The following is a 17,004-nucleotide window of genomic DNA, read 5'->3' as shown; positions in this document are numbered from 1 at the left end:
CTATCCAACAAATCAATTTCATGAATTTTCCCGCGCAATACTGGATCGATGCCTACCGGATGCAAGCCCATCCCGAAGGCGGTTATTTTGCTGAGACGTACCGCTCCGCCGAAAAAATACCACATGAAGCTCTGCCTGCCCGGTTTTCCGGAGAACGGAGTTTCAGCACCGGCATTTTCTTTTTGCTGGAAAACCACAACCTATCAGCTTTGCACCGCATTCAGGCCGACGAAATGTGGCATTTCTACGCCGGTGGCCCGCTGCTGGTCTACGTGATTCACCCGTCGGGCGAGCTGGAAATCATTCGGTTGGGGAATAATCCGGAACAAGGTGAAGTCTTTCAGGCCGTTGTGCCAGCCGGGTGCTGGTTTGGCTCGAAACCGGCACCGGAAACGGCCTATTCGCTGGTGGGCTGCACCGTGGCGCCGGGATTTGACTTTGCGGATTTTGAGCTGGCCAACCGGACGGAGCTATTAAACGACTATCCGCAGTGCCGGGAAGTGATCGAGTTGCTTACGCCTTACTGAAATTTCACGTCGCCGAAGGTTGACACCACGCGGACTTTGGTGGCGGTTCCTTTTCCGACTTTGCCGCTGTATTGTTTCTTCAGTTTCACCCCCCGATCGTCGTTGTTGGGCTGGGCGTTGATCATGATCCGGCCATCGGAAGGGTACTTGAACCCGCCGTAGCTCACCGTCACGTCAAAATTGTAATCGCTGCTCTGCGCCATCGGCAAAACAACCGACGAATAATTGGCCTGGATGTCGATGTTATCGACCGATTTGTTCAGTTGGTCGATCTTGAAACTGCCCGAGAAATCCAGTTTGATGTTGCACGACTGTTTGATCGTTCCGATTTTGGCCCCCGAATAGCCAATTTTGCCATCCAGCCGACTCACTTCACCAATCCAAAGTCCGCCAAACTGGTTGTTCAGGTTGATGTTGTTGGCCTTCTCCAACTGCAGTTTTGAATATTGAATGTTCAGTTTTCCGTTACCCATTTCCTGAATATCGGCTTTCCCGAATCGTACGTCTACATCGACCTGATTGCCATTCAGTTCCATAGTCGAGAAATTACCGTACTGCTGATTGATGGTCAAGGGAGCGCTGAACGTCGGAATGGTGGTGTTGCCGAAGGAGTTTTTCACCGTTAACGCGTTGGTTTTCGGCATAGAAACCTGGTAATCGATCTGAACAAAATTTTTCTCGCCGTCTTTGTTGCGGTTCATAATCCAGTTTCCACCAAAGCCGCTTTTATCGATGGTGGTTTTCAGGATAATCTGGTCGCCGTTACGTTTTTCGCTGATGTCGACTGCATCGAGGTATTTCTGAACGCGGTCTTCGGAACTGGAACTCGCTTTGATGGTAATGTCTACCCGGATTTCATCCCGGTTCCACAAGTTGATGTTAACGTTACCAAACTGATTTTCAACCATTAAGTGATCTTTGGACGTTACGTCGTATACTTTTACAATCGTCTTTTTCCGCTCGCTCAGTTCCGTATTTTCAGCCATAACCAGACCGATAGACAGGGTACTGACCAGCAGAAAATTACACAGGAAGTTTATTCGTTTCATTGTTTTGTTGCTTAATACGCTGAATAATCATCAACTGCTGGTTTAGCAGGTCGATTTGGGTTTTCAGGTTTTGTACCATCGCCTGAATCATCATTTCCTGATTGGGTGTTTTCGGAAGCTCCTGCTTTAAGTTCTGGTAGGTTTTCTCCAGCCGGTCCAGATCAGATGCAAACTGTTGATAGAGAGCTGGATTGCTTTCCAGAACCGTTTTCAATTCACCCCGTTTGTCTTCGATCAGCCGGGTATACTGTTGCACAGTTCGGGCGTAAGCCGGATTGAAAGCCATCATATCGGGCTGCTCCGTCATGCCGTACTTCTGGTTAACATACCAGAAACCGCCCAGACCCAGCATCAGCAAGATGGTAGCCGCAATTTGCCAGACCATCCGGCGGGGCGCGTTCAAGCCTGACCATCCCAACGGACGTTGCCACAACGGACGTTCTTTGTGCCCAAGTCCTTTCTCCAGATCTTTCCATAAATCTGCTCGGGGCTCAAATACATCGAAATCTTCCCGGTTATCCCGGACAAATCGTTCTAATTTGTCTTTCATCATAACTCAATGAGCGAATGAGTGAATGAGTGAATGAGCGAATAGCTCCGCAGAGAGTAAAAAATTGGCAAAACTATTCGCTCATTCACTCAATCGCTCATTCACAATTTATTTTAACAATTCCAAAAGCCGCTTTTTTGCCCGCATGTACTGCGTTCGGGAGGTGGTTTCGCTGATGCCCAGCACGGCTCCGATTTCCTCATGATCATAGCCTTCGAACAAATACAGCGATAACACCACCCGATAGCCTTCCGGCAGTCCCTGCATGGTTTGGCGCACCCGATCGACTTCCAGTTGAATACCGTCTTCGTCAAACGGTTCGGTGTCGGCCACATCCAGGCCATCATCTTCCCCCAGACGTTGCGAGTCGAGATCGACCCATTGGAGACCAGCGCGGCTTTTTCGGCTCCGCAGGTGGTTAATAGCCCGGTTGACGACGATTTGCTTCAACCACGCTCCAAACGTCGATTGATTCCGGAACGAATGGAGATTATTGAAAGCATCTAAAAAGGCTTCCTGCAACACATCCTCAGCCTCCCCCACGTGGTTCAGGATGCGCATACAGACGTTGAACATGGCTTTCGAATAATGCTTATACAATTCGTATTGGGCACGTCTTTCACCTTGTTTACACCTTTCTACGAGTTCGACATGTCGGTCTATATACAACTTTGTTTCCAAGCGGCCTGAGGAATCGGATGCGGCTGATTTTCTTCTCAATGACACGGCGTATTACGTCAACGTTGCACAAGGTATTATTTTTTTTCAACGGACTGTACTAAAACCGTTTGCCGACCGTTTTTGAAAAATTTCATATGAAGAAAAAAAGGGCTACCCAATCGCAACCGCCCCAGCAGAGATCGTTATCAGGGTACCAAAACCGGGATCGAACCGGCGGTTTGACAACCGTTTAGGGTGGCGGTAAACTGGTAGGTAAAATTGCCCGAAGGCAGCGATTGGGTAATGGTGACTTCATTCGTGCCGGTGCCACTATCCGGTGTCGGTGCCCCGCCCGGCGTTCGGGTCCAGTTGATGAGGGTGCCGGTTGGGGTAGCCCTGGCCACAACCGTCGAGGTATTGCAATTACAACCCGTCAGCGACACGGAACCGGGCAGAAGCGTGAGTTGCGGTTTTGGGGAAACAAGTACCTCAACAACGGCAGTACCGGAACATTTCCCGGCATCACTGACAATAACGGTGTAACTGCCGCTGGCGGCCGTTGTCGCATTCGGAATCGTCGGATTGGCGCTGGTGCTGGTAAAGGCATTCGGCCCGCTCCAGGTGTAGGCCGGACTAGTTCCGCAGGTAACCGACGCACTCAACGCCACCGTACTGCCTTCACAAACGGTTTGGCTGTTAGCAGGTGATACATTGACACAATTATTGCTTGAGCACACAACATTTTGTTTTAAAAAGAGACTTCCCTCCTGGTCGATTTGAGCAAGAACAGCCGCATTGGCATAAATGGCATTGTGGTCTCCACCAGCAACGGTATACAATTGATTGGGTACACCGGCGGCCGTAGCCTGGGTGGCCAGAACAGAACTTCCAAATACCGGTGTAATATTGACCACAACGAGAATCTGGGGCGGTGAGGTCAGAAAACCGGCGCCGTAGGGAACCACCGCATCCTGGTCGCCGTGGGTCATAAACAAGGGAGGATCACAGGCATCGATGTAGTTTTGTGCATCGATGGCACCCGACAAACTCCAGACGCCCTGTACGTCGGACGAATAACCGGCCGCCGAACTGACAGGGTGATCGGTATTACCATTGATGCCGCCATTGGCGGCAAAAACCGGGGCCAGATAGGCCGGTATTTCGGCGGCATCGACGTATCCGGCATGTAGGGCCGTTATGGCTCCGGCCGAATAACCGCCAATGATGATGTAATTGGGTTCGATGCCGTAGGTGTTGACGGTAGAAGCATCCTTCCGGAAAAACCGCACGGCCGCTTTCATATCCGACACGGCTTTCACCACTTCATCCATAAATACCGACTGGTTTATATACGCAAACAGACTTCCATCGTATAACCGGTAATCAATGGTGGCGACCACGTAGCCTTTCCGGGCAAATTTGCGGGCATAACTGTCCATGTCCGTGCGTTGTCCGCCCAGAAAGGAGCCACCAAAGGCCAGAATAATCAGTGGACGCCGGGTCGACACATCACCGGCAGGTTGATACACATCCGCCAGCAGCGTCTTTGTAACCCCGCCAGCGGTGACATTCTGTCCATAGGTGACACTGGTGGTGACGGTTACGGTCGGAAAAATGTCCGTAGAATACCGCTGGGCATCGCAGTCGGGAAGTTGGGCAACCGCTCCGGTTGTGAAACAGAATACGGCAAAAATGACGAATAAACGGGCATAGAGTTGGCTCATGGCGCTGACTTTTAACGTGGTGAAATTATGTATGGCGTCAACGTTGAGCAACCTACTTGATTTTATGGTTCTAACTCCAGAATGGTCTCTTCAATCAGATCGCACGCTTCGTGCATCTGTTCGTCGGTAATGACCAAAGGCGGAGCAAACCGGATTTTGTCGCCGTGGGTCGGTTTGCACAGTAAGCCCTTGTCTTTCAGCCGCAGGCAAATTTCCCAGGACGTTTTTTCACCGTAAGCCGGATGTTCGCCGATGACAATGGCATTCAGCAACCCTTTTCCTCGCACCAGTTTCACCATTTCCGTTTTGTCAACCAAAGCATTCATGCGACTGCGAAAAACCTCACCCATCACGGCGGCATTCTCGGCCAGCTTCTCATCTTCAACGACACGCAGGGCTTCCATCGTCACGGCGCAGGCCAAGGGATTTCCGCCGTAGGTCGAGCCGTGTTCCCCCGGTTTGATGGTCAACATCACTTCGTCGCTGGCCAAAACCGCCGAAACCGGCATGGTTCCGCCGGACAGGGCTTTTCCGAGCACCAGCAAATCCGGTTTTACGCTTTCGTGATCGCACGCCAGTCGTTTGCCGGTTCGTCCGATACCGGTTTGCACCTCGTCGGCAATGAACAGCACATTGTATTTTGTACACAATTCCCGAACGCCTTTCAAATATCCTTCGTCCGGTACCACCACACCGGCTTCGCCCTGAATCGGCTCCACCATAAACCCGGCGATGTGGGGCTCTTTCCGAAAAATAGCTTCCAGCGCATTCAGATCGTTGTACGGAATCAACAGATACCCCGGCAACAGCGGGCCGTAATCATTGGTACTTTCGGGATCGGTCGACGACGAAATGGCCGCCAGCGTCCGGCCCCAGAAGTTGCCGGTCGCATACACCGTTTTCGCCTGGTTCTGCGGAATCCCTTTCACTTTGTAGGCCCACTTTCGCGTCAGCTTCAGGGCGGTTTCGCCACCCTCCGCGCCCGAGTTCATCATTAAGACTTTATCATAGCCAAAATAGTCACATAGGTATTTTTCGCATACGCCCAATTGGTCCGTATGGAAAGCCCGGGAGGTCAGCGTCAGCCGTTGCGCCTGTTCAATCAAGGCGTTGATGATGCGGGGATGGCAATGCCCCTGACTGACCGCACTGTAGGCCGACAGAAAATCGAAGTATTTTCGCCCTTCCACATCCCAGAGAAAAATGCCTTCTCCGCGATTCAGCACAACCGGAACCGGTTTATAATTGTGCGCGCCGTATTTCCATTCCAGGTCAATGGCCTGTTGGGTCGCGGTTACCGTTGGTAGCGTTTGCATAGTGCTTTGAGAGAGATGAGTGGGTAAATTGTCGGCTGATGCGTAATTTTAGGGCAAAGCCGATGGGCAGCCAATGGCTTCAAAATTACACTTCCTTGCTCAGTCAGACAAACAATGCCGTCTACTAACCCCCAAAAGCCCAAAATTGAGGGGCTGGCCGATGAAGATTATTACTACAATGAACAGGGATACGTCGTTTTCACAACGGTTTATCACCTGAAACGCGGTTACTGCTGCAAAAATGGCTGCAAACACTGCCCCTGGCGGGGGGAGTTAAAAGTTAAGAATTAAGAGTGAAGAGTTGGCTGACGCACTCACTTACAGCTTGCGTCAGCCAACTCTTCACTCTTAATTCTTAACTTTTAACTCGTTACGGTTGTATTTAAATAAAATATTCCCCAATTTTGCAGGCTCATTCAGAAACAGGTATTGTCATGGCACGAGTTTGTCAAATTACAGGAAAGCGGACGCGGGTTGGTAACAACGTATCACACGCTAACAATAGAACAAAACGGAAGTTTTATCCCAACTTGCAGAAGAAACGCTTCTTCCTTGAGTCTCAGGGAGCATGGATTACGTTAAAGGTCGCTACTTCGGCCATGCGTACCATCAACAAGAAAGGCCTTGAAGCCGTGTTGAAAGATGCACACAGCAAAGGAACGCTGTCTGTTTAAATAACTCACGGTAGTTGACGGTTTTCCGGGTGATTGATCCTGCGGGATCAGGTCGCTTTTTAGGTAAAACGCAAAATACAGGCGAATAAATGGAAAGATCATTCTTTCACATTCATTCGCCTGTATTTTGCGTTTTACTGGTTTATACCGTTCTAAATCATTCGCTTCAACGCAAATTGCGCAAAAATGATATTGCCATTGCGCCGGACGAGGATACTGACTTCCTTGCCTTCGCCTTTTTGCAGCATCTTGTAGATTTCACTCACGTTTAAATCGCCGGCTGGCAGGTTGTTGATAAACAGAACCTCATCGCCGTCTCTCAAACCGGATCGACCGGCCGGCGAGTCATCGATTACTTTCTCGATGTAATAATTCCGGAAATGGTCCCCGCGCGCTTTCAGTTCGAGTCCGCTCATGTCGTGTTCGAACGACTGCTTCAGAATGCGTTTGATGGGCTTCAAAACCATGTATTTGTCCTGGTAATTGAACGTGACCCGGAACCGGCGCAGGATTTCACACCCCAGATTGCCGTTCCGCTCGGCGGCATGTTCGGCAATTTTCAGGCCAAACGATGTGCTATCTGGAAAAGATGCCACGACATTGTCCATCTCGAAATTCCCCAGACGGATTTTCTCAATCCGCCCCAGATTGCCGTTGATGACCCCACTTAATCCACGGCCCAATTGCGCCCGGATGACCTTGTCGGGCAACCGAATGTCGTCGCCATTGCTACGATTGATCAGCAGCGCGTGGCCCGCACCCGTATCGATCACCACCCGGATGGGCAGGGTTTTGCCGCCTTCGAGCAACGCCATGACATCGGTATACGGTTTTGTATCCTGAATGGCAATGGGATAGCGTGAACCGTGCGACCGGCGATAGCGGTAGTTTTTGGGCGTATTTAACACCAGTTCCCGGCGCTGAAAATCGATGGTTACCACAAAATTATTGAACACTTCGTAGCCGAAAATGCCGTGAATGGGAACACCGACGTATTCCGACAGGCGGAGAATGTCATCATCCAGCACAACGATATTCTGATGCGTCGCCCGCATGTGCCCCATCATCAGCAAATTGTCGATGGCGACCGATGCCATCAGTTGGCCGCCTTCGCCGGCACCGGTTAGTTTCACTTTTCGGGTAAAACGCAGCGGCTGCCGCCGAATGGCTGTCGGATCGGTGATGATTACCGAACTAACGCCGGTATCCAGAATAAAATGGAGCGTGTCAGAATTGTTAATCTGAACCGGAACGATGATCAGATTGGAATGCAGTTGGAACGGAATCCGGGTTTGCTTCCGGTTATTAGCAATGAAATACCCATATCGCTCACTCAGCTCGTCATTATTTGCTAAAACCTCCTGCCAGCAAAGCAATAATCCGAAGAAAACGACAAACAGCTTCATGGCTTTTTTTGTGAATACGTAAGAAAGTTACAACTATTTTGTCTAATAACACAATTTTTTCAAAATCGTTGCGCAACAATTTTTATACTTTTTATTTGAATGGCAAATGCTGTTGAAAAACCGCTAATTTCGTCCTGCGAGTGGCTGAACAAGAAACCGTAAAATTAAGTTTAGAGACACCCTGCTTTTTGTATTCGATTCGTAATCAGGGCTTAAACCATCCAATAACCAATGCGTAAAAAAATTGTTGCCGGAAACTGGAAAATGAACAAGACGCTCGACGAGGCTGTCGCGTTGGTGTCGGAAGTGGTCAATATGATCAAAGATGAGGTGACGGGAGAGGTCGATGTCGTGCTGTGCCCTCCGGCTCTTTACCTTACCACCCTCAAGCCCTATCTGGAAGGCCAGACGCGGGTGGCACTGGGTGCTCAGAATTGCCACGAAAAGGCTTCCGGAGCGTATACGGGTGAAATTTCGGCCCCCATGCTGAAGTCACTCGGTGTTCGGTACGTGATTCTGGGCCACAGCGAACGGCGGCAGTATTTCAGCGAAACGAACGCGCAACTGGCTGACAAAGTAAACAGTGCGCTGGCCAACGGCCTGACCCCCATCTTTTGCTGTGGTGAGTCGCTGGAACAACGCCAGACCGAAGTCCACCTGGATTTCGTACGCGCCCAACTGACCGAAAGCCTGTTTCATCTATCCCCGGAACAGTTTGCGAACATCGTCATTGCCTACGAACCCATCTGGGCCATCGGCACGGGCCTAACCGCCACCTCGGACCAGGCGCAGGAAATGCACGCCATGCTGCGGCAACACATCGCCAGCCAATATGGCCAGGAAGTAGCCGACAACACCTCGATTCTGTACGGCGGGAGTGCCAACGAGAAAAATGCCGCCGAACTCTTCGCCCAGCCGGACGTCGATGGCGGTCTGATTGGCGGTGCTTCCCTGAAATCCCGGGAATTCACCCTTGTCGTGAAGGGAGTGAAGAATTAAGAGTTAAAAATTAAAAGTAGGCTGACGCAAGCTTGAAAAAAATGCGTTAGCCTACTTTTAATTTTTGACTCTTAATTCTTCACTCCTAACCCTTTTCCCGCCATTTCCAGACGGAGAAACCGATCCAGGCGATGGAACTCCGGTTATCCCCTTTCTTGCTGAAAAGCCGTCCCATATCGCTGAAACCGAGGGTGATGGGACCTAAGCGGGTTGACATGCCAACCGCAACCCGGCTATCGGCACCGATAATCGAAATCGGGAGGCCAAATTCGACGTCCTCATCTTCAAACCGGGGCGTGATAATCAGCATGTTTGGCATCTGAGTCGATGAAGCCGCCGACAGGTTGTTCATCAACAAGCCGTTGACATAAAAGGACGGCATCAGCCGCATATCCGCTTCAAAATGCACCATTCTTGGCAAAGCGACTTTTCCAGGATCATACGGCTGCGGGATGTTATCGGATTTAGTCGTCAGATAATCCGTCGGCGCATTGCCGAATTTCTCCAGTTCTTCCTGCTGAAACGTCAGCCGACCACTGCCGGTTACCGACTGACCCGCCGGGTATTTGATACTTCCACCATTCATCAAAGCCGCCGATAACCGCAGCCAGTAGGCCGGGCGCGGGTCTTTTGTCGACGCATACGAATCATACCCCCTTCCGGTTGTTCGGCGGCCGATTTCATAGGTGGCACCGAGATCATACCCCCAACCGCTACCGTAGGCCCTGGAAAAAACCGACGAAAGGCCAAAATCCTTGCGGGGCGTCGTTTGGCCGAGTTCATATTGCAGATTGGTAATGTCCAGCGTTTTCTCCACATCGCCGTTGTTCTGGAGAATCGCATAATTGCCCCGGGCATTCAGGTAACTGAGCTGCGCCCCCACAATCCGCCGAACCGTAGCCCCCACATTCAAGCGGTGCCAATGCCCGTCGAAAACCTGCAAACCATACGTCAGGCCAATTTCGCCATAGCTGTTGTGCGCCAGGTTGAAATCCATGTTCCCTGCCGACGGCTGTAAATTCCTGTAAAAAAGCCGGTTACGATAGGCCTCGGTTAAGTTTTCGGGCAAAGCGGAGCCATACAGGTAACTTTTCATCCGCGTGTGGAGCGCAATCGTCTGGTTGCCGTCGACATTGAGCAAAATGGACGGTCCCAGAATTTCGGAATACGACGTGGTTCGGGGCGCATCCGTGATGGAGCCAATCGTTCGAAGGGGTAAACTAAGCCCCTGACTATAAGGCAACTGAATCGTTTGAAACAAACCTTTCGCTACGTATTTCGTGTATAAAGAATTAACGGAAGATGTGCCGGTGAAGGCAATGATTTGAAATTTGTACCGTGAACCGGCAATGGAGGACGGATTCTGAAGCATCCGGTGGATGCCACCGTAGTTGCTGCTTACCAAACCCGGCTGGTATTGTGCCCGGACCATCAAGGAAGTAGAACCCACCAGAACGGTCAGGAGCAAGCGTAAAACAGAGTTCTTCATGTACTTATCGTTGATTCATTGTGTTCATTCTGTGCAAATTACCGGCGGCATCAATCCGCAATTGTTCGTCAGCCAGCATCTGGCGGAGAACGGCGGAAAGCCGGTCGGTGGTCAAATTCAACTGATCGGCCAGCAGCCGGGGCGCGAGTCCGTGCCCGCCCGAAGCGTCAAGGTATTGCAAAATCCGCTGCCGAAGTTCATCGGAATCCGGCGGGTGCTGGTTTTGACTTAAACAGTGGTCGCAAACTCCGCAGGCATCGCCGGGCATCTCGCCAAAATAAGCCTGCAACAGCCGCGTACGGCACTGAATCGGGTTCTGGACGTAATCGACCATCGCCCGCACTTTAGCCAGATCCCGCTGCTTTCGCTGTTCCAGTTGCATGACATTGACCGGCAAATTCCGGGCATCGAAACGCGGGGTCAGGAACGTCAGTTGCGGTTTGTCTTTTTGTTTTTCATACACCAGAATCGACCGTTGTGACAGTTGTTCCAGATACGAAAGAACTTCGGTTTCCGGCATTCGCGTGGTTTTGGCCAGCGAACTTTCCGAAATGCTGACGAAATTGGTGAACAGTTCTCCCCCGTAAATCCGCAGCAACAGCTTCAGAAATGAATCGTAATGCGGATTCATGACCTGAAACTCATACAACGCCCGGTTATCCACCGCAATCATCACTTTCGACGGACTGAAATAGGCTTCACTCAACTCAATAAAACCTTCCAACTGCAACTGTTTCAGCGCATAATGCGTATCCGTTACCGGCAATTGAAACGCCTGACAGAATGCCGTCAGGTCGAAATCGATGTCGGAGAATTCACCCCCGCCAATGGCCAGATTCGCGTAGTTCGCCAGTGCCTGATACACCCGCCGGAGCATTTCAACCGGCTGGTATTGCTGAATCACCCGCTGTTCGATGTCACTTAAGTCCTTGTGGCTGTACAGTAAAACCGCATACGCTTTTTTCTCGTCGCGACCCGCCCGCCCGGCTTCCTGGTAATAGGCTTCCAGGCTATCCGGCACATCCAGGTGAACAACCGTTCGGACGTCGGGTTTGTCGATTCCCATGCCAAAGGCATTCGTAGCCACGATCACCCGTATACGGTTATGAACCCAGGCGTCCTGTTTATCAGACCGTTGCTTTGCCGTCAACCCCGCGTGGTAATAATCGGCGCGGATGCCCTGGTGGTGCAGCCACTCGGCCACATCCTGCGTTTGCCGCCGACTCCGCACATAAACAATGGCCGAACCCGGAACGCCCTGCAACACTTTCAGCAGGCGGGCTTCTTTATTCTCTTCGTAAAACGCAGAATATGACAAATTCTTGCGGGCGAACGTTTGACGGAACACCTGCGGCTGCCGCATTTCGAGTCTTTCAACAATATCCGACTGCACATCCGGCGTGGCCGAAGCCGTCAGGGCCACCACCGGAACGCCCGGCAGCAGGTCGCGAAAAGCCGCAATCTGGAGATAGGGAGGGCGAAAATCGTAGCCCCAGGCCGAAATACAGTGCGCTTCGTCGACGGCCAGCAAACTAATTTTCATCTGCTTGACCCGTTCAATCAGAATTTCGGTCTGGAGTCGTTCGGGCGAAACGTAGAGAAAACGGACGTTGCCATAGATACAGTTGTCGAGTGCCCGGTCGATTTCCCGCCAGTGCATACCCGAATAAATCGCCACGGCCGAAATACCGCGTTTCCGCAATTGCTCGACCTGGTCTTTCATCAAGGCAATCAGTGGGGTTACGACGAGGCAAACACCGCCCAGCGCCAGGGCTGGCACTTGGAAACAAACGGATTTACCCCCGCCGGTGGGCAGCAGTACGAGCGTGTCACGCCGGTCGAGCACGGAGCGAATGATGTCCTCCTGCAAAGGCCGGAACGACTCGTACCCCCAGAATTGTTTAAGAATTTGGTGGATGGTCATAACCAACAGTAAAGATAAATCAATCCGAAATTAGTTTACACTTGTAATCGAACTTTCGCGCGACGACTTTATGAGTTATCAGACGACCATCTGCTTACAACCAATTAAAAAACATGATCACGAAAGTCATTAAAACCGATGAAGAATGGCGCCAGCAACTGACGCCGGAACAATACCGGGTTGCGCGCCAGAAAGGAACTGAACGGGCTTTTACGGGCGAATACTGCGAAAGTCACGACCCCGGCGTTTACGAGTGCGTTTGCTGCGGCACCGACCTGTTCGAATCCAAACAAAAATTTGATTCCGGCACGGGCTGGCCCAGTTTTACCGAACCCATGGATCCGGAATTGATTCACCTCGAAAACGACTACACCTACGGCATGTCGCGGGTTGAAGTGCTGTGTGCGGTTTGCGACGCCCACCTCGGCCACGTTTTTAACGATGGCCCTCCACCAGCGGGCTTGCGGTATTGCCTGAATTCGGTATCGCTGAAGCTGAAACTTGCCTGAGTTTTTCAGGAAAACCGCCCGGATCACAACGATTCGGGCGGTTTTTTCGTGATAGAGGTGTTTAAAAAGTAACGTCTTGCCGGTCTCTTCGCTTTACTAAACGCAAAAAACCGTATTTTGGGGTATGCGATTTCCTTTATACCTCCTCGGCCTTTGGCTGGTGCTGACCGGCTGTTCAACCTACCGCCCAATTCAGCGCCAGCTTCGCCAGGATCCCCAACTCGCCGATCATGCGACCGGGTTTGCTTTATACGACTGGGAAAAGCAGAAAATGGTCGTGCAGCACCAAGCCCACCTGTATTTTACCCCCGCATCCAACACCAAGCTGTTCAGTTTTTACGCCGGTTTAGTCACCCTGAGCGATTCCATCCCGGCTTTGCGCTACATCACGCGCTCCGACTCTCTGATTTTCTGGGGAACCGGCGACCCTTCCTTGCTGAACCAGAACCTGCCCGACACCACGGTTTTGCGGTTTTTGCGAAACCGTCCCGAACGGCTGTTTTTTTCAACAACTAATTACAGCGGTCAACGTTTCGGACCCGGCTGGGCCTGGGATGATTTCAACGATGATTATTCGGCAGAATTGGCTCCGTTGCCGCTATACGGCAATTTTGTTCGCTTCGGTTCTCCGGATCGCATCGCGCGTCTGGACGTAGAACCCCGGTTTTTCCGGGATAGCGTGTCGGCGGTTTCCGTGCGAAAATTTTCGAGAAGCGTTCAGCGCGACGAACATAGTAACCATTTCGACCGCCCGGCGGCCGTGCGTCCTTTTCATCAGGATATTCCCTTTCGCTGGTCTCCGCAACTGGCCGCGCAATTACTCGCCGACACCCTGCACCGCGATGTTGCCACGGCTTCCATTCCCTTCGACCGCTTGGCCAAAACGCTGTATAGCCAACCCGCCGACTCCCTTTACAAACGGATGTTGCAGGTCAGCGACAACACCCTGGCCGAACACCTGATGCTGCTCTGTTCGTCGGTGCAGGATACCGTCAACAGTTCGGTGGGTATTCAAACCGTCCTGAAAAACCGTCTGGCGGATTTGCCGGACAAACCCAACTGGGTCGATGGTTCGGGCTTGTCGCGGTATAATCTGTTTACTCCGCGTTCGATTATCAGTTTGTTACAGAAGATCTACAAAACCGTACCGCAGGAGCGGCTATTTCAATTGCTGGCGATTGGCGGCTCGACGGGAACCATTCAGCGGGTCTACAAAACGGATCGCCCGTTCGTCTTTGCCAAATCCGGGTCGATGACGGGCGTTTATAACCTGAGCGGTTATTTGATTACGAAGAAAGGAAAGTTATTGCTGTTCAGTATGATGCACAACAATTTTGCCGGATCGGTGGCCGATATGCGGAACCGGACGGCGGCTTTTCTGACAGAAATTCACCAGAGCTATTGAGTGAAACCCGTAAATTTCCCTAAAAAAACGGGCAGTTTCCGTTGAAAGCCACGGTTTCACCCGCTAATTTTGATCCGGCACAATACCCCACCGAATCAGACCGTACACACCATGCAGGAGGAATATAACCTCGATCAGTTGCGCCAGAAAATAGCGACCATCTCCGGAGTTGAGCTGATCCGGTTGCAGTCGTTTCTGGAAAGCGAAATCCGACGGCGAAAACAGATCCTCAGCGAAATCCCCGCCATCACCCTCGAACAAATTCCGCTGCGGGTGCAGACCCGGACAACGTTCTATTCCATCGTCCGGCGTCGGAAAGTTTGTAATCTGGCGGATGTCGGGCGACTGACGCTCATCGAAACCCTGGCCCTGCTGAAACCGGCGGATCTGCAAAGCCTGAAAAGCCTCAACCAACGGGCCTATAACGAGTTAGTCAATGAGCTGGCCAAACTGAACGTCGCTCACGATTCCATTGCGCTCTGGGACCAGAAAATGCTGGAAATGAAGCCGGTCAGCCCGCTTCCTTCCCGAAGCATCAACCCCACGGAACCCGCTGCCAACCGGGGCCATGCCGATTAAATTATAAGTTTCTAAACCCGGCTGATCCGCGAAAAACAGAAGCAGTAAAACCGCATCAGTAGGTGATGCGGTTTTACTGCTTTTTGGGATAACTCCTTATCCTATAGCCTCGTTCAATGGATCTTTTTCAACTCAAAAAAGCCCCGACGGTTTACGACGCCATCGTCGTCGGATCGGGTGCCGGGGGCGGTATGGCAGCCTACATGCTGACCAAAGCCGGGGCCAAAGTGCTGCTCCTCGAAGCCGGCGGGTATTTCGATCCGGCTGATCCGAAATACATGACCCAGCTCAAATGGCCGTATGAATCGCCCCGGCGCGGAGCCAGCACCACGCGGGCGGGCGGTGATTTCGATGCCGCCTGGGGTGGTTGGGAAATCGAAGGGGAACCGTATTCTTCGAAACCCGGTGCCGATTTTCACTGGTTCCGCTCCCGGATGCTGGGCGGTCGCACCAACCACTGGGGCCGCATTTCGATGCGCTTCGGTCCCGACGATTTCCGGCGCGGTTCCCTCACCGGAATTGGCGACGACTGGCCCATCACCTACGACGACATGAAACCGTTCTACGACCGGGTGGATAAACTCATCGGCGTTTTCGGGTCGGTCGAAAACATGCACAACGAACCGGATGGCCACTTTTTGCCACCACCCAAACCGCGTTTGCACGAGCTGATGCTCAAAAAAGCCGCTACCGGCATTGGCATTCCCGTCATTCCGTCGCGCTTATCCATTCTGACCCAGCCGATTAACAAAGAGCGCGGGCAGTGTTTTTACTGTCGCCAGTGCAACCGGGGCTGCTCAGCCTATGCCGATTTCTCCTCGTCGTCGGTGCTGTGCATTCCGGCCATGAAAACCGGCAATCTGACGCTGCAAAACAACGCGATGGTGCGGGAAGTGCTGACCGACGCCAAAACTGGTTTAGCCACGGGCGTTTCCTACGTCGATACGATCAGCATGCAGGAAGTGTCGGTTTACGGAAAAACCGTGATTCTGGGAGCCAGCACCTGCGAATCGGCGCGGCTGCTGCTCAATTCCAAATCGTCCCGTTTCCCGAACGGACTCGCCAATTCGAGTGGCGTAGTCGGCAAATACCTGAATGATTCCACCGGCGCTTCCCGGTCCGGGTTTGTTCCGGCCCTGATGGACCGCAAACGCTACAATGAAGACGGCGTAGGCGGGATGCACGTCTTTACGCCCTGGTGGCTCGACAACAAAAAACTGGATTTTCCGCGCGGCTACCACATCGAATACGGTGGCGGCATGGGCATGCCCGGCTACGGTTTTGGGGGCGGCATTGAAAACCTGAACGGCAAAATTCCCGGACGCGACGGTAAGATGAAACCCGCCGGCGGCTACGGTGCCGGATTGAAAGACGACGTTCGCCGGTTTTATGGTGCCTACGTGAGCATGTCGGGCCGGGGCGAACCGATTCCGCTGGAAAGCAATTACTGCGAAATTGATCCGAATACGGTCGATAAATACGGGATTCCGACGCTGCGGTTTCACTACAAATGGTCGGATAACGAGGTCAAACAGGCGAAACACATGCAGGATACGTTCGAGCAAATCATCGACGCGATGGGCGGCATGCCGATGGGCAACAAACCCGGCAAAGACCAGAACTACGGACTGGCGGCTCCGGGCCGGATTATCCACGAAGTCGGGACGGTGCGGATGGGAAACGACCCCGCCAAGTCGGCGCTGAACAAGTTTCAGCAGGCCCACGACGTCAAGAACCTGTTCGTCGTCGATGCCGCCCCCTTCGTGACCCAGGGCGACAAAAACGTCACCTGGACCATCCTGGCCGCATCCATGCGCACGAGTGAGTATTTGATCGATGAGGTCAAGCGAAAAAATATTTAGAAGGCGCTTGAGTTAAATTCCTGGTCGCCTGGCGACCTGATGTTTGTAGAAAAAGGAAGAGTAGTGTGGCTTGAGATCGCGTAGCGACCCGACGGGTTGGTCATTTACTGAGTTTTACTCAATAAAAAACGATCTCCTGCCCCGTTAGAGGTTCAACAGCGTAGCGTCGGTAGCTAAAATAAGAAATCTTTCTCCGCGTGCCGATCATACCTTTGTTCGACACCCTCTTTGATTACCATTAACCGAATTATCTTTGGTAGTCACTCGGCTAAGCGGTGGGGGATGGATAAAAACAGCAGTGCCTTAGGTGCCTGACACCGTTACCTATGTG

Annotated in this window: 17 protein-coding genes; 8 read left to right on the top strand and 9 right to left on the bottom strand. The window is 52.0% G+C overall.

Translation table 11 applies throughout. From position 1 onward, the window contains the following. The first annotated feature begins 20 nt into the window (after positions 1-20). Complete coding sequence (locus DUE52_RS24105) at positions 21-527, top strand: cupin domain-containing protein (RefSeq protein WP_114408635.1); 507 nt, start codon at positions 21-23, stop codon at positions 525-527. Here DUE52_RS24105 and DUE52_RS24100 read toward each other — a convergent pair. The 5 genes from DUE52_RS24100 to rocD all read right to left on the bottom strand — a co-directional run bounded on the left by DUE52_RS24100 (position 521) and on the right by rocD (position 5,826). Further along, on the bottom strand, positions 521-1,576 hold the full coding sequence (locus DUE52_RS24100) for a hypothetical protein (RefSeq protein WP_229312289.1): 1,056 nt from the start codon (positions 1,574-1,576) through the stop codon (positions 521-523). The two genes, DUE52_RS24105 and DUE52_RS24100, sit on opposite strands and share 7 nt — an antisense overlap. Continuing rightward, positions 1,551-2,129, bottom strand: coding sequence for a FlxA-like family protein (locus DUE52_RS24095; protein WP_114408634.1), 579 nt, complete (start codon positions 2,127-2,129; stop codon positions 1,551-1,553). Before DUE52_RS24095 ends, DUE52_RS24100 begins: the two co-directional genes overlap by 26 nt. A 105-nt stretch (positions 2,130-2,234) precedes the next feature. Beyond that, entirely contained in the window at positions 2,235-2,807 is a 573-nt protein-coding gene (locus DUE52_RS24090; protein ID WP_114408633.1) for an RNA polymerase sigma factor, read from the bottom strand. A gap of 185 nt (positions 2,808-2,992) precedes the next feature. Beyond that, positions 2,993-4,510: a carboxylesterase family protein gene (locus DUE52_RS24085; RefSeq protein WP_114408632.1), complete on the bottom strand. Its 1,518-nt coding sequence runs from the start codon at positions 4,508-4,510 to the stop codon at positions 2,993-2,995. 62 nt (positions 4,511-4,572) lie between these two features. Continuing rightward, complete coding sequence (rocD, locus tag DUE52_RS24080) at positions 4,573-5,826, bottom strand: ornithine--oxo-acid transaminase (RefSeq protein ID WP_114408631.1); 1,254 nt, start codon at positions 5,824-5,826, stop codon at positions 4,573-4,575. Positions 5,827-5,940: 114 nt separating this feature from the next. On the opposite strand from rocD, the gene DUE52_RS32500 reads away from it, so the two are divergent. Further along, a complete protein-coding gene (locus tag DUE52_RS32500) occupies positions 5,941-6,117 on the top strand; it encodes a C1orf53 family protein (protein WP_165841020.1) in 177 nt (58 codons plus the stop codon). Positions 6,118-6,260: 143 nt separating this feature from the next. Beyond that, positions 6,261-6,500, top strand: coding sequence for a 50S ribosomal protein L28 (rpmB, locus tag DUE52_RS24075; RefSeq protein ID WP_114408630.1), 240 nt, complete (start codon positions 6,261-6,263; stop codon positions 6,498-6,500). A 152-nt stretch (positions 6,501-6,652) separates the two neighbouring features. Here rpmB and DUE52_RS24070 read toward each other — a convergent pair whose 3' ends face one another. Together DUE52_RS24070 and DUE52_RS33150 are read right to left on the bottom strand one after the other, a co-directional pair. Then, positions 6,653-7,906 (bottom strand): aspartyl protease family protein, encoded by a 1,254-nt coding sequence (locus DUE52_RS24070; RefSeq protein WP_114408629.1) that lies wholly within the window; start codon positions 7,904-7,906, stop codon positions 6,653-6,655. A gap of 42 nt (positions 7,907-7,948) precedes the next feature. Continuing rightward, positions 7,949-8,014, bottom strand: coding sequence for an SEC-C metal-binding domain-containing protein (locus tag DUE52_RS33150; protein WP_114408734.1), 66 nt, complete (start codon positions 8,012-8,014; stop codon positions 7,949-7,951). Between the two features lie 123 nt (positions 8,015-8,137). On the opposite strand from DUE52_RS33150, the gene tpiA reads away from it, so the two are divergent. Next, complete coding sequence (tpiA, locus tag DUE52_RS24060; RefSeq protein ID WP_114408628.1) at positions 8,138-8,905, top strand: triose-phosphate isomerase; 768 nt, start codon at positions 8,138-8,140, stop codon at positions 8,903-8,905. Between the two features lie 85 nt (positions 8,906-8,990). On the opposite strand, the gene DUE52_RS24055 is transcribed toward tpiA, so the two are convergent. Next, entirely contained in the window at positions 8,991-10,394 is a 1,404-nt protein-coding gene (locus DUE52_RS24055; protein ID WP_133299935.1) for a DUF5723 family protein, read from the bottom strand. A gap of 4 nt (positions 10,395-10,398) precedes the next feature. After that, positions 10,399-12,318, bottom strand: a complete 1,920-nt coding sequence (locus DUE52_RS24050; RefSeq protein WP_114408626.1) for a RecQ family ATP-dependent DNA helicase — start codon at positions 12,316-12,318, stop codon at positions 10,399-10,401. Between the two features lie 113 nt (positions 12,319-12,431). Between DUE52_RS24050 and msrB the strand changes: the two genes are divergently transcribed. The 4 genes from msrB to DUE52_RS24030 all read left to right on the top strand — a co-directional run bounded on the left by msrB (position 12,432) and on the right by DUE52_RS24030 (position 16,673). Continuing rightward, positions 12,432-12,827, top strand: a complete 396-nt coding sequence (msrB, locus tag DUE52_RS24045) for a peptide-methionine (R)-S-oxide reductase MsrB (RefSeq protein WP_114408625.1) — start codon at positions 12,432-12,434, stop codon at positions 12,825-12,827. Positions 12,828-12,951: 124 nt separating this feature from the next. Next, positions 12,952-14,232 (top strand): D-alanyl-D-alanine carboxypeptidase/D-alanyl-D-alanine-endopeptidase, encoded by a 1,281-nt coding sequence (locus DUE52_RS24040; RefSeq protein WP_114408624.1) that lies wholly within the window; start codon positions 12,952-12,954, stop codon positions 14,230-14,232. A gap of 111 nt (positions 14,233-14,343) precedes the next feature. Then, positions 14,344-14,811 (top strand): hypothetical protein, encoded by a 468-nt coding sequence (locus DUE52_RS24035; protein ID WP_114408623.1) that lies wholly within the window; start codon positions 14,344-14,346, stop codon positions 14,809-14,811. Between the two features lie 116 nt (positions 14,812-14,927). Continuing rightward, on the top strand, positions 14,928-16,673 hold the full coding sequence (locus DUE52_RS24030) for a GMC oxidoreductase (protein ID WP_114408622.1): 1,746 nt from the start codon (positions 14,928-14,930) through the stop codon (positions 16,671-16,673). Positions 16,674-17,004: the final 331 nt, after the last annotated feature.

It is taken from the genome of Larkinella punicea (genome assembly GCF_003334855.1).
In the GTDB taxonomy this organism is placed as follows: domain Bacteria; phylum Bacteroidota; class Bacteroidia; order Cytophagales; family Spirosomataceae; genus Larkinella; species Larkinella punicea.
Note: the sequence above shows the minus strand (reverse complement) of the source record. Positions and strands in the feature narration are given on the sequence as shown.